12 protein-coding genes are annotated in these 12,637 nt (G+C 60.2%); 2 read left to right on the top strand and 10 right to left on the bottom strand.

Annotation, left to right across the window (positions count from 1 at the left end; genetic code table 11):
- The 10 genes from ACIPZH_RS08300 to mrcB all read right to left on the bottom strand — a co-directional run.
- Nucleotides 1-263: hypothetical protein (locus ACIPZH_RS08300; protein ID WP_400635880.1), on the bottom strand; the 263-nt coding region annotated here is incomplete at its 3' end.
- Between the two features lie 217 nt (nt 264-480).
- Nucleotides 481-1,095: a protein-methionine-sulfoxide reductase heme-binding subunit MsrQ gene (gene msrQ / locus ACIPZH_RS08295; RefSeq protein ID WP_400635878.1), complete on the bottom strand. Its 615-nt coding sequence runs from the start codon at nt 1,093-1,095 to the stop codon at nt 481-483.
- On the bottom strand, nt 1,095-2,108 hold the full coding sequence (msrP, locus tag ACIPZH_RS08290) for a protein-methionine-sulfoxide reductase catalytic subunit MsrP (protein WP_400635877.1): 1,014 nt from the start codon (nt 2,106-2,108) through the stop codon (nt 1,095-1,097). The genes msrQ and msrP overlap by 1 nt, the downstream gene beginning before the upstream one ends.
- A gap of 76 nt (nt 2,109-2,184) precedes the next feature.
- Nucleotides 2,185-3,036 (bottom strand): CDP-diacylglycerol--serine O-phosphatidyltransferase, encoded by an 852-nt coding sequence (gene pssA / locus ACIPZH_RS08285; RefSeq protein ID WP_012312687.1) that lies wholly within the window; start codon nt 3,034-3,036, stop codon nt 2,185-2,187.
- 150 nt (nt 3,037-3,186) lie between these two features.
- Nucleotides 3,187-4,203 (bottom strand): ketol-acid reductoisomerase, encoded by a 1,017-nt coding sequence (ilvC, locus tag ACIPZH_RS08280; RefSeq protein ID WP_241803815.1) that lies wholly within the window; start codon nt 4,201-4,203, stop codon nt 3,187-3,189.
- Between the two features lie 54 nt (nt 4,204-4,257).
- On the bottom strand, nt 4,258-4,749 hold the full coding sequence (gene ilvN / locus ACIPZH_RS08275) for an acetolactate synthase small subunit (protein WP_003250040.1): 492 nt from the start codon (nt 4,747-4,749) through the stop codon (nt 4,258-4,260).
- Nucleotide 4,750: 1 nt separating this feature from the next.
- Entirely contained in the window at nt 4,751-6,475 is a 1,725-nt protein-coding gene (locus tag ACIPZH_RS08270) for an acetolactate synthase 3 large subunit (protein WP_400635875.1), read from the bottom strand.
- Nucleotides 6,476-6,889: 414 nt separating this feature from the next.
- A complete protein-coding gene (locus tag ACIPZH_RS08265) occupies nt 6,890-7,216 on the bottom strand; it encodes a YqcC family protein (RefSeq protein WP_400635873.1) in 327 nt (108 codons plus the stop codon).
- On the bottom strand, nt 7,216-8,004 hold the full coding sequence (locus tag ACIPZH_RS08260; protein ID WP_277818053.1) for a tetratricopeptide repeat protein: 789 nt from the start codon (nt 8,002-8,004) through the stop codon (nt 7,216-7,218). Before ACIPZH_RS08260 ends, ACIPZH_RS08265 begins: the two co-directional genes overlap by 1 nt.
- 15 nt (nt 8,005-8,019) lie before the next feature.
- Complete coding sequence (mrcB, locus tag ACIPZH_RS08255; protein WP_400629919.1) at nt 8,020-10,341, bottom strand: penicillin-binding protein 1B; 2,322 nt, start codon at nt 10,339-10,341, stop codon at nt 8,020-8,022.
- 117 nt (nt 10,342-10,458) lie between these two features.
- On the opposite strand from mrcB, the gene ACIPZH_RS08250 reads away from it, so the two are divergent.
- Both ACIPZH_RS08250 and ACIPZH_RS08245 read left to right on the top strand, forming a co-directional pair.
- Nucleotides 10,459-12,021 carry an AAA family ATPase gene (locus ACIPZH_RS08250; RefSeq protein WP_400635872.1) on the top strand — a complete coding sequence of 521 codons (1,563 nt, stop codon included), beginning with the start codon at nt 10,459-10,461 and terminating at the stop codon, nt 12,019-12,021.
- A 178-nt stretch (nt 12,022-12,199) separates the two neighbouring features.
- Nucleotides 12,200-12,478, top strand: coding sequence for a TfoX/Sxy family protein (locus ACIPZH_RS08245; RefSeq protein WP_241803821.1), 279 nt, complete (start codon nt 12,200-12,202; stop codon nt 12,476-12,478).
- Nucleotides 12,479-12,637 lie beyond the last annotated feature (159 nt).

The following is a 12,637-nucleotide window of genomic DNA, read 5'->3' as shown; positions in this document are numbered from 1 at the left end:
GTGATGCTGATAATCTTTTTGACTATCAGTCCGTACTCACAAGCACCCACACGAATTGCTTGATTCGATTTGTTAAAGAGCGTTTGGTTAAGAGCTTTTCGTCTCAACCGAGGCGCGCATTCTACGCTTTCCTCAGAGCCTGTCAAGCGTTTATTTTGAAGTTTTTTGCGAGAAACTCGTTTAGCTTCAAACACTTGGCTCGCTTCGATCTCTCGTAGCGGGAGGCGAATAATACAGCGTTTAGAAGCGCTGTCAACCACCATTTCAACCGCTATCGATCAGATGACCGAAGCACCTCCAGCACTACCTGGATTAAGCAACTCATTGAATTTCAAGGAGTTTCTCGTTCCGACTACGCTGGAAGTGGGGCGCATTATAAGGGGATTCGAGAGGGCGTCAACCTTTAATTACAAGAAAATGACACATAGACGGTAGTGGCTAGATAAAGCGTAAGGATGGTTTGACGTGATCTTCTAGCACCTAAGAAGCCACCCTTCCCCGCCGCCCCATGATTCGAGGCACGCGCCGCGCCACCGCTGGCACCCGCAGCACCATCAACAAGACCCCGATGGCTGCATAGATCGCCCACTCACGGAGATCGGAGCGCACGATCCACAGGAAATGCAGCAGGCCCAACCCGAGAATCACATAAACCAGCTTGTGCAGTTGCTTCCAGCGTGCGCCCAAGCGCCGCTGGCTGTAACGATTGGAAGTCACCGCCAGCGCCAGCAAACCCAGGAAGCCGAGGGCACCCACAATAATGTACGGCCGCTTGCGCAGCTCGACGGCAAACTGCCCCCAATCCAGCCCCAGGATAAAGAACAGGTAGCAAAGGAGGTGCAAGACGATATAGGCAAAACACCACAATCCCAGCTGCCGACGCACAACGATCCAACCCGACCACCCCGTCAGCTTCTGCAGCGGCGTCATGCTCAGCGTGATCAAAAGGAAGATCAACGCCCCCAGCCCAAGCCGATCCATAAGGATCTTCCCCGGGTCCGGTCCAAGCAGGTTCATGGCCGCTTCATACAACCACCACAGCGGAAACAGGCATCCGACGATAAAGATCGCCAGGCGCAGCCAGGGATAACGCATCAATAGTTCTTCCGCAGGTCGAGGCCAGCGTACAGCGACGCCACTTCATCGGCGTAGCCATTGAACATCTGTGTCTGTCGCACATTGGGGCTGAACAGGCCGCTGGGCAAGCGCCGCTCGCGCGCCTGGCTCCAACGCGGGTGATCGACCTCAGGGTTCACGTTGGCATAGAAACCATATTCATCAGGCGCAAGGCTCTCCCAAGTGGTGCGCGGCCGTTCGGTCACCAGGCTGATTCGCACGATCGACTTGATGCTCTTGAACCCATACTTCCACGGCACCACCAGCCGCAGGGGCGCACCGTTCTGGTTGGGCAGCTCCCGCCCATACATGCCGACCGCCAGGATCGCCAGGGGATTCATCGCCTCGTCCAGGCGCAAGCCCTCCTCATAAGGCCAATCGATCAAGGCGAAGCCCGAACGCTGCCCCGGCATGTTTTGCGGATCCTGCAGGGTCTCGAACCGCACATAGCGCGCCTTCGAAGTCGGCTCAACCTGCTTGAGCACCTGGGCCAGGGGAAAGCCCAGCCAGGGGATGACCATTGACCAGGCCTCCACGCAGCGCAACCGATAGATACGCTCTTCAAGCGCGTAGGGTTTGACAAAATCTTCCAGCGCATAGCGCCCGGGCTTGCCAACCTCGCCATCGACCACCACCGACCAGGGCTCGGTCTTCAGGCTCCCGCCATTGGCGGCTGGGTCGCCTTTATCAGGCCCGAACTCATAGAAGTTGTTGTAATGCGTGGCATCCTTGAAGGGCGTTATCGCCTCGTCTTTTACCGTCACGGCTTGCCAACGCGTTTCAGCCAGCTTGCTGGTGAACCAGGCCGGCGCGTTGCCTGCCTCGACATCTGCGTAACGCGACGCTTGGGCCGCGCGCGCGGCAAAGGGCATCGCCCCCAGCGCAACGGCGGCCATGGAGCCACCCAGCAGGGTACGACGGGAAAGGTAGATGCTTTCGGGCGTGATCTCCGATGCCTTGCAATCGGAAGACCTGGGAAGCTTTATAAGCATGACGGCTCCACAGCACTGGTTAGCGGATGTACCAGTAAGACTATGGAGCCGCAGGGTTATTCCATCATTAAATCATTCAAGATTTACGATGGCGGCCTTTGAGCAGGAACTGGATCGGGCCGGAAGCGGCGTAGGCGAGGAAGATCAGCAGCAGGATGCGCGGCGGATCGCTGAATACCACGGCAAACACCAGCACCACCGCCAGGATCGCCACGAACGGCACACGCCCCTTGAGGTCGAGCTCCTTGAAGCTGTTGTACTTGATGTTGCTGACCATCAGCATACCGGCAGCGGCAACCAGCAGTGCCACCAGGAACGACAACTTGGACCCCTGGATGCCATAGTCGCTGAAGGCCCACACGGTGCCGGCCACCACCCCAGCGGCAGCCGGGCTGGCCAGGCCGATGAAGTAGCGCTTGTCAGCAGTCCCGACCTGGGTATTGAAACGCGCCAGGCGCAGCGCGGCGCCAGCGACATAGATGAAGGCGACCATCCAGCCGACCTTGCCCATATCGCCCAGCGCCCAGCCGAAGGCCAGCAGGGCCGGGGCCACGCCGAAGGCGACCATGTCCGACAACGAATCGTACTCTGCCCCAAAGGCGCTCTGGGTGTTGGTCATGCGGGCGACGCGGCCATCGAGGCCGTCGAGCACCATGGCCACGAAGATGGCGATGGCGGCAAAGGCAAAGTACTTGCTCGCCTCGCGCGGGTCGCCAGCACTGAGGGCGCTCTGCGCGCTCATCGAGTTGATGATGGAGTAGAAACCGGCAAACAGGTTGGCGGTGGTGAACAGGTTGGGCAACAGATAGATACCGCGATGGCGCACCTTGCGCCCTTCGGCATCATGCCCTTCTTCAACGTGCTCATCGACAGGTAGCAGGCTTTCGGCGTCGGAGGGCTTGTTCGGCTCTTCGGGACGTTCGCTCATGGAGGGTACCTTGCAACAGGATGGAAAATGTTCGACACGGGCCCGCGAAACAGGTTCTGACGGCAGGCCACTGGTCTGCTTTATACCAGAAGCTGAATGCCAGAACGAAAAAACGCGGCCGAAGCCGCGTTTTTCATCATTCGATAAGACTCAGTTCTTGGTCTTGTCGACGATTTTGTTAGCCGAGATCCACGGCATCATCGAACGCAGTTGCTCGCCGATGACTTCGATACCGTGAGCGGCGTTGTTGCGACGCTTGGCGGTCATCGATGGGTAGTTGGTGGCGCCTTCGGAGATGAACATCTTCGCGTACTCGCCGTCCTGGATGCGCTTCAGAGCGTTGCGCATGGCCTTGCGGGATTCTTCGTTGATGACTTCGGGACCGGTGACGTACTCACCGTACTCGGCGTTGTTGGAGATCGAGTAGTTCATGTTGGCGATACCGCCTTCGTACATGAGGTCGACGATCAGTTTCAGCTCGTGCAGGCACTCGAAGTAGGCCATTTCCGGCGCGTAGCCAGCTTCGACCAGGGTTTCGAAACCGGCTTTGACCAGCTCGACGGTACCGCCGCACAGAACGGCCTGCTCACCGAACAGGTCGGTTTCGGTCTCGTCCTTGAAGGTGGTTTCGATGATGCCGGTACGGCCGCCACCAACGCCCGAAGCGTAGGACAGGGCGACGTTCTTGGCGTTGCCGGAGGCGTCCTGGTAGATAGCGATCAGGTCAGGGATACCGCCGCCTTTGACGAACTCGGAACGCACGGTGTGGCCCGGGGCCTTCGGCGCGATCATGATCACGTCGAGGTCGGCACGTGGAACGACCTGGTTGTAATGGATCGAGAAACCGTGGGAGAAGGCCAGGGTGGCGCCCTTCTTGATGTTCGGCTCGATTTCGTTCTTGTACAGAGTGCCCTGGAACTCGTCCGGGGTCAGGATCATGACCAGGTCGGCAGCAGCGACGGCGGTGGCAACATCGGCCACTTTCAGGCCGTGGGCTTCAGCCTTGGCAACGGTAGCCGAACCTTTACGCAGACCGACGGTAACGTCTACACCGGAGTCTTTCAGGTTGCACGCTTGAGCGTGGCCCTGAGAACCGTAACCGATGATGGCGACTTTCTTGCCCTGGATGATGGAAAGGTCGCAGTCTTTATCGTAGAAAACTTTCATGAAATACCCCTGGTTATATCTCGGCCCCTATGGAGCCATCGCTAATTTTTGAATTCAGATGCTGAGCACTTTGTCGCCACGGGCAATGCCGGTGACGCCACTGCGCACGGTTTCGAGAATCGATGCAGTGCCGATGGCCTGGATGAAGCTGTCCAGTTTGTCGCTGGTACCGCTGAGCTGCACGGTGTACACGCTGGCGGTAACGTCGACGATCTGGCCACGGAAGATGTCCGTGGTGCGCTTGATCTCGGCACGCTGGGCACCGGTGGCCTTGACCTTGACCAGCATCAGTTCACGCTCGATGTGAGCGCTTTCCGACAGGTCGACAAGCTTGACCACTTCTACCAGCTTGTTGAGGTTCTTGGTGATCTGTTCGATCACTTCATCATGGCCAACGGTGGTCAGCGTCAGACGCGACAAGGTCGGGTCTTCGGTAGGCGCCACGGTCAGGCTTTCAATGTTGTAGTTGCGCTGGGAGAACAGGCCGACCACGCGGGACAGAGCTCCGGGTTCGTTTTCCAGCAGCAGGGAAATGATGTGCCGCATATCAGGTACGCTCCGTCTTGCTCAGCCACATGTCACGCATCGAGCCATCCTTGATCTGCATCGGATAGACGTGCTCGGTACGGTCGACCGCGATGTCGATGAACACCAGGCGGTCCTTCATCGCGAAGGCTTCCTCGAGCTTGGGCTTGAGGTCCTTCAGGCTGGTGATGCGGATACCCACATGGCCATAGGCCTCGGCCAGCTTGATGAAGTCAGGCAGCGACTCGACATAGGAGTGCGAGTGGCGGCCGTTGTAGGCCATGTCCTGCCACTGACGGACCATGCCCAGCACGCCGTTGTTCAGGTTGACGATCTTCACCGGCAGGCCGTACTGCATGCAGGTGGACAGCTCCTGGATGTTCATCTGGATGCTGCCTTCGCCCGTCACGCAGGCCACGTCCTGATCCGGGAAATTGAGCTTGATGCCCATGGCCGCGGGGAAACCGAAGCCCATGGTGCCCAGGCCACCGGAGTTGATCCAGCGGTTCGGCTTGTTGAAGCGGTAGTACTGCGCCGCGAACATCTGGTGCTGGCCAACGTCGGAGGTGACGAAGGCATCGCCGTTGGTCACTTCGCACAAGGTCTCAATGACGGTCTGCGGCTTGATGACGCTGCCGTCGCCCTTGTTGTACGGGAACAGGTCGCCATTACCGCGCCATTCGTCGATCTGCTTCCACCAGGCTTCGGCCGCGGCCTTGTCTGGCTGCTCGCCGATTTCCTTGAGGATGCCCGGCATCTCGCTCAAAACGCTGTCGACCGGGCCCACGATCGGCACGTCGGCCTTGATCATCTTGGAGATCGACGCAGGGTCGATGTCGATGTGAATGATCTTGGCATTCGGGCAGAACTTGGCCGGGCCATTGACCACGCGGTCATCGAAGCGCGCGCCGACTGCGAAAATCACATCGGCATTGTGCATGGCCATGTTGGCGGTGTAGCTGCCGTGCATGCCGAGCATGCCCAGGAACTGGCGGTCGGTACCCGGGAAGCCGCCAAGGCCCATCAGGGTATTGGTGACTGGCAGGTTCAGCGACTTGGCGATTTCGGTCAGCGCTTCGGAGCCGCCACCGAGAATCACACCGCCACCGGCATAAACGATCGGACGCTTGGCAGCCAGCAGCATCTCGGCAGCCTTGCGGATCTGGCCGGAGTGGCCACGCACTGCCGGGCTGTAGGAGCGCAGCTTGACCTTCTTCGGATATACGTATTCGAACTTCTCGGCCGGGTTGGTCATATCTTTTGGAATGTCGACCACGACCGGGCCTGGACGGCCGGATTGCGCCAGGTAGAAGGCTTTTTTCAGGATTTCAGGGATCTCGGTGGCATGTTTGATCATGAAGCTGTGCTTCACGATCGGTCGCGAGATGCCGATCATATCGGTTTCCTGGAAGGCATCGGTACCCACCATGGTGCTAGGCACCTGGCCGGACAGGATGACCATCGGAATCGAGTCCATGTAAGCGGTGGCAATACCGGTGATGGCATTGGTCGCGCCCGGGCCGGAGGTTACCAGCACCACACCGGCCTTGCCGGTGGCGCGGGCGTAGCCATCCGCCATATGGGTAGCGGCCTGCTCGTGACGAACCAGGATGTGCTCGACTTCCGGTTCTTTGAACAGGGCGTCGTAAACATGCAGGAGAGCACCACCAGGGTACCCGTAGATGTGCTTAACGCCTTCGTCACGCAAGAAGCGGACGACCATCTCAGCGCCAGATAAAAGCTCCACGTTGTTCACCTCTAAAACGCCAGAATACCGTCCCTAGTGGACGGGTCTTAATAGGTTTACTGCCAAGCAGAGCATGAGCGAACGTCAGCACTGACTGAGCAAGTATTGGGAGCGCCCCAGAGTGTTGCGGGGTTATCCCACCCAGCGCGAGGTAACGCGTTGCGGGGTGTAACAGGTCGGCGCGGGTGTGCGCCTCATGATCTGCTTAGCGGGTCTGCTTCTGGCAGTCCCTCTAAAGCGGAATCTGGATTCTTGTGATTTGGCGGCTACAAGTCAAGAAAAATTATTGCCAATTTTTCCTAAAGATGAATTCCAGCCACCACTAAAAACCGACACTGCAGCAGAAAAAATAACATTTACACAAAAAAGGGCCACAATCTGCGGCCCTTGAAGGAAAAATAGAAGAAATCAGGCTCAACTCGCGATCAATCGATCGAACTCTGCCAGCAGGCGCCGCAACTCACGACTCTGCTCCGGCCTGTCGACGAACACCGTCTCGGCCATCACCAGAATGCCCGAGGCGTTGGGCAGCGGTTGACCCAGCTCGATGATGATCTTCATGCGCGGCAGGAAGATCCACTGCAACCACTGCTCGAAGCTCATGCTGTCGACCGCAAAAGGCACCGTGCTGGCCAGCGCCTCATCGCTTGGCGGCTCGTCAGCCCACCACCCCTGCACGATCAACTCACGCTCGATGAGCAGCAGGTGGTCAGCGACATCCAGAATGCGCTGCTCGATCATCACGAGTTGACCCGCGCTTTCTGCCGGGCCAACGCGGCGCCAGCGCTGTCGCCCTGCTTCTCACGAGCCTGGGCGATGGTGTTCCACAGCTCGGCCTGAAGGTCAGGACGGCCATTGGCGTAAGTCAGGGCACGGCGCGCCAACTGCTCGGCCTGTGCTGCATCGCCTTGGGACAGGCGCACCTGCGCCAAACGGAACAGTACCTGCGGCTCGCGCGGGGCGATGCGTTGGGCGCGCTCCAGGCTCGAGGCTGCACCGTTGAAGTCGCCGCTGCCCTGTTGCGACTGGGCAGTGGTCAACAGGGCCAGCACCGGACCATCGAGCTGCTCGTCAGCCGACAGCCCACCGGATGCCGCACTGCTGCGCGGAATGCCGGTTGGCGCGCTGGCAGCGGCCGAGGCACTGTTCATCGACGCGATGTCGAACGGTTCGTCGGCGATCGGGTTGGGGTTGGTCTCCATCGGCGCAGAGGTGCCGGGGCCAGGGGTAATCGGCGTGGTGCTGATCGGTGCCACGCCACTGCCTGCTGGGAACGTCTGGATGCCCGTGGCACCGGCGCCTTGCGGAATCATCACGGTCACGCCGGAGTCCTCGGGCAGGGTTTGCGCTTGCGACGTGCCGTTGTTGATGCCGGCCGCCGAGCGGTTGGCCGTCACCCGTTCGCTGTTGGACACTCGTGTGCTCGAGTCCACGACCGGGATGTTGCCACGCTGAACGCTGGAACAGCCCTGCAGCACCACCAGTGCCGTCACGGCAGGAAACCACCACTTTTTCACTTCACACCTCATCAATGCTGCCAGGGCTTAATTCATCCAGCCTTTGACCCAGTCCATGACCGATTCTGCCGGATTTTGCTCGCCACCGCAGATTGCGCCGGCGGGCGGTTCGCTGCCGCGAATATACGGCATCTGCACCGCTCCCGGACAGCTTGCGTCGGAGCCCTGCCCGCTGTAGGGGTCGATCCAGGCCTGTACCACGTTGTCTGGTTGCGGCATGTCCAGCGGCAGCGGGTCAGCCTTCTTCATGAAGCTGGTCCACACCTGCAGGGCACCGGTGGCACCGGTGAACGGCGTCTTGCCGTTATCGTCACGGCCCATCCACACCACCGCCAGCAGGTCCTGGCTGAAGCCAGAGAACCAGCTGTCACGCGAGTCGTTACTGGTACCGGTCTTGCCCGCCAGCGTCAGCGACCTGGGCAACACGTTGTACACGGAGCGGCCGGTACCTTCGCGCATCACCCGCTGCATCGCGTTCTGCACCAGGTAGATAGAGCCCGGGTCGAAGGTCTGCTGGATCTGGAACGGGTAACGCTTGAGCGGCTCACCTTCGGCGGTAAGCACACTGCGGATGCCGCGCATCGGCGTATTGAAGCCGCCGTTGGCGATGGTCTGGTACATCGTAGCCACCTGCATCGGCGACATGCCACCGGCCCCCAGCAGCATTGCCGGGAACGGCTGCCAATCGACATTGACCCCGAGCCGGCCGATGGTCTTGATGACGTTGGGCACACCTACTTCCAGGCCGATCTTGGCGGTCGACAGGTTGTAGGAGTTGGCCAGCCCCTGGTACAGGTAAATGGTGCCATGCGGGCGGCGATCGTAGTTCTGCGGGCGCCACACTTGGCCATTGGCGCCCTTGACCGAAAACGCCTCGTCCTGCACCCAACTGGTCAGGGTGTACTTGCTCGGCTGCTCCAGCGCGGTGAGGTACACCGCAGGCTTGACCAGCGAGCCAATCGGCCGCACGGCATCGATGGCACGGTTGAAGCCGGCGAATCCGGCCTGACGACTGCCGATGAGTGCCTGCACCTCACCGGTTTCCGGGTTGGTCACGACCATCGCCGATTCGACCTCGTCCGCGCCTTTGCGCCCTGCCAGACGCTTGAAGGTCTCATTCATCGAGGTTTCGGCCTTCATCTGCAGGATCGGGTCGAAACTGGTGAAGATGCGCAGGCCTTCTTCAGTAAGGTCCTCGTCGCGATAGTCCTGGCGCAGCTGACGCTTGACCAGGTCGAGGAAGGCCGGGAACGAACTGTCGGCCAGGCTGCCCCGCTTGGTCACGCCCAGCGGCATCTTCTTGGCCGCATCGACCGCCTCCTGGCTGGCAACGCCCTGCTCGGCCACAAGGTCCAGGACCAGGTTACGCCGCGCCAGGGCCCGTTCGGGGTGGCGACGCGGGTTGTAGTAGGACGGCCCCTTGACCATGCCCACCAGCAAGGCGATCTGGTGCAACTTGAGTTCCGACAGCGGTTGGCTGAAGAAGAACTGGCTGGCCAGGCCAAAGCCATGCACGGCGCGCTGGCCATCCTGGCCGACGAAGACCTCGTTGAGGTAGGCCTCGAGAATTTCGCGTTTGTCGTAGTGCAGCTCCAGCAGTACGGCCATCATCGCTTCGGTCAGCTTGCGGCTGAGGGTGCGCTCGCTGGTCAGGTAGAAGTTCTTCACCAACTGCTGGGTCAGGGTACTGCCACCCTGGCGCATGGTACCGGCGGAGGTGTTGACCCACAAAGCACGCGCGATGGACTTGGGCGACACGCCGAAGTGGCTGTAAAAGTCTCGGTCTTCGGTTGCCACCAGGGTTTCGAGCAAGTACGGGGGCACCTGATCGATCTTGATCAGGATGCGGTCCTCAAGGTTCTTCGGGTAGATGCCGCCGATCATCAACGGCTCGAGGCGCACCACATCCAGCTTGGCATTGTTGGCGCCGGACAGCCCGGCAACGTAGTCGCCGGAGAAGCGCACACGCACGAACTGCGCGGGTTCCATCCCCTCATAGAACTGGAAGCCGCGGGTGTTGAGGTCGACGGTATTACCGTTGACAGCCGCAGCGCCCGGGCCATTGGCCGCGCTTTCTCGACGGTAGCCGAGGGCATCGAGTTCGGTGAGGAAGTCGTTCTTGCTCAGCTTCTGGCCGACGAACAGCTCCAGCGGCCGGGCGTATACCTTGGCCGGGATGGTCCAGCGCTTGCCGGAGAACTTCTCCTGGACGACAGCATCGAGGTAAACCGCGAAGCCGGCAACGATCACCAGGCCGACCAGGCTGAGCTTGAACGCCCAGCCCAGCCAGGCGCGCGAGCGGCCGGTCGGGCGTTTCTTAGGGGTACGGGAATTTCGGGTTCGAGTCATGGCGGCGGATTATACGCACTTTGTAAAGGCTGGGCAGGCGCCCTCTGGCGGTATGCAGGGACGGCACCATTGACCATAATGGCGCCTTCGAATTCCCTGCCCCCGGAAGGATTTCCCGTGAGCCAAGCCTTGATCACAGCGTTGCAGAACCCCGCCCTTTACCCTCACCCCGTGGACGGGTTCCAACTCATCGAGACGCACATCTCCTGGGTCCTGCTTACTGGCGAATACGCCTACAAGATCAAGAAGCCGATGAATTTCGGCTTCCTCGACTTCACCGGGCTCGATCAGCGCCAGCATTTCTGTAACGAAGAGTTGCGCCTGAACCAGCGCCTGACGGACGGCCTGTACCTGGAAGTGCTGCCGATCACTGGCAGCGCCGAAGCCCCGCAGCTTAGCGGTGAAGGCGCTGCGATCGAGTACGTACTGAAAATGCGCCAGTTCCCGCAGGGGCAGATGCTCAACACCCTGCAGGCCAACGGCGAACTCAATGCTGGCCACATCGACCAGATGGCCCGACAGATCGCAGAATTCCACCTGCAGACTCCGAAAGTGCCCGCCGAGCAGCCATATGGCTCACCTGAAAGTGTCATGGCCCCGGTCGAGCAGAACTTCGAGCAGATCCGCCCGTTCCTCAGTGACAAGGCCGACCTGCAGCAGCTGGACAACCTGCAAGCTTGGGCGCGCAGCAGTTTCGAGCGCCTTGAGGGCCTGTTCGCGGCGCGCAAGGCCAATGGCTTCACCCGCGAATGCCACGGCGACATTCACTTGGGTAATGCCACCGTGATCGATGGCAAGGTGGTGATCTTCGACTGCATCGAGTTCAACGAACCGTTCCGCATGACCGACGTCTGGGCCGACACCAGCTTCCTCGCCATGGACCTGGAAGACCGCGGCCTGAAATGCCTGGCGCGGCGCTTCGTCAGCCAGTATCTGGAGCTGACCGGCGACTATGAAGGCCTGGAAGTGTTGAACTTCTACAAAGCCTACCGAGCCCTGGTCCGCGCCAAGATCGCCCTGTTCAGCATGCCGGCCAATGCCGATGGCGTGCAGCGTGCCACCAGCCTGCGCACCTACCGCAACTACGCCAACCTGGCAGAAAGCTACAGCGCCATCCCTTCGCGCCTACTGGCCATCACCCATGGCGTGTCGGCCGTAGGCAAGAGCCACGTCGCCATGCGCCTGGTCGAAGCCTTGGGCGCTGTGCGCGTGCGCTCGGATGTGGAGCGCAAGCGCTTGTACGGTGAACAGCAACAAGCCCAAGCAGGCCAACTGCAAGCGGGCATCTACGACAACGATGCCAGCACCGCCACCTACCAGCGCCTGCACCAGCTTGCCGCGACCATCCTGCGCGCAGGTTTCCCGGTAGTGCTCGATGCTACCTACCTCAAGCGCGAACACCGCAAAGCTGCCGCCGAAGTCGCGACCGATACCGGCGTGCCATTGCTGATCCTCGATTGCCAGGCACCTGAGGCGGTCATCGCCAGTTGGCTGGAGCAGCGCCTGGCGGACAACAACGACCCGTCGGACGCCACCCTGGAAGTGGTCAAGGCGCAGCAGGCCAGCCGTGAGCCGCTGGATGAAGTGGAACGGCAGCAGAGCACGCGCGTTGATACTCAGGATGCCAGCAGCATGGACCAGGTGATCGATCAGATCCGCCAGCGTTTGCCAGGCCTCTAAAATCAGCTCGATTCGGGCCGGCTGGTGGTCGGCCCGAACACCTCCCCCCGGCGCAAACCGGGCATCTCGTCGCCCCCGATGGCAAAAGGCCGCGCATTTTCCAACCCCCGCTACACTCCTCTCTGACCTGCTCGCGATTTATCCCCTAATACCCGTTCAGCCATCGCCAGGAGGCTCGATGAACGATGAATTGCAGCATCTGAAGAATCTTGGAAAGACCTCCGCGCAGTGGTTACATGCGGCCGGTATCCACAGTGCATCGGATTTGCGTCGGCTCGGCGCGGTAGGTGCTTACCAGGCCGTGAAAACCCGAGGGTTCCGGGCGTCGAAGGTGTTGCTGTACGCCATTGAAGGCGCACTGCTGGACATGCACTGGAACGATTTGCCGGCCGAGCGCAAGCAAGCGCTCAATCAACAACTCGATGCGAAATGCCCTACGCAAAAAAATGCGAAATAAACATCAGATGGGGATTGACTCGATAATGAGAATCGTTATGATTATCACAACTAGTCGCGAGACTGGTTGGATAAGCTGAAAGCCCCTGGTTCGGACTCTCAGATTATCTCCTCATCAGGCTAATCACGGTTATTGACCCGGCATTTTTTGCCGGGTCTT

This window comes from Pseudomonas sp. NPDC089758, from assembly GCF_044748705.1.
Taxonomy (GTDB): Bacteria; Pseudomonadota; Gammaproteobacteria; order Pseudomonadales; family Pseudomonadaceae; genus Aquipseudomonas; species Aquipseudomonas putida_X.
This window is presented reverse-complemented; position numbering and strand designations above follow the sequence as displayed.

Coding starts and splice junctions, on each gene's coding strand:
- mrcB (WP_400629919.1), bottom strand. CDS start 10,341: ATGACTCGAACCCGAAATTCCCGTACCCCTAAGAAACGCCCGACCGGC.
- ACIPZH_RS08265 (WP_400635873.1), bottom strand. CDS start 7,216: ATGATCGAGCAGCGCATTCTGGATGTCGCTGACCACCTGCTGCTCATC.
- msrQ (WP_400635878.1), bottom strand. CDS start 1,095: ATGCGTTATCCCTGGCTGCGCCTGGCGATCTTTATCGTCGGATGCCTG.
- msrP (WP_400635877.1), bottom strand. CDS start 2,108: ATGCTTATAAAGCTTCCCAGGTCTTCCGATTGCAAGGCATCGGAGATC.
- ACIPZH_RS08245 (WP_241803821.1), top strand. CDS start 12,200: ATGAACGATGAATTGCAGCATCTGAAGAATCTTGGAAAGACCTCCGCG.
- ilvN (WP_003250040.1), bottom strand. CDS start 4,749: ATGCGGCACATCATTTCCCTGCTGCTGGAAAACGAACCCGGAGCTCTG.
- pssA (WP_012312687.1), bottom strand. CDS start 3,036: ATGAGCGAACGTCCCGAAGAGCCGAACAAGCCCTCCGACGCCGAAAGC.
- ACIPZH_RS08260 (WP_277818053.1), bottom strand. CDS start 8,004: ATGAGGTGTGAAGTGAAAAAGTGGTGGTTTCCTGCCGTGACGGCACTG.
- ilvC (WP_241803815.1), bottom strand. CDS start 4,203: ATGAAAGTTTTCTACGATAAAGACTGCGACCTTTCCATCATCCAGGGC.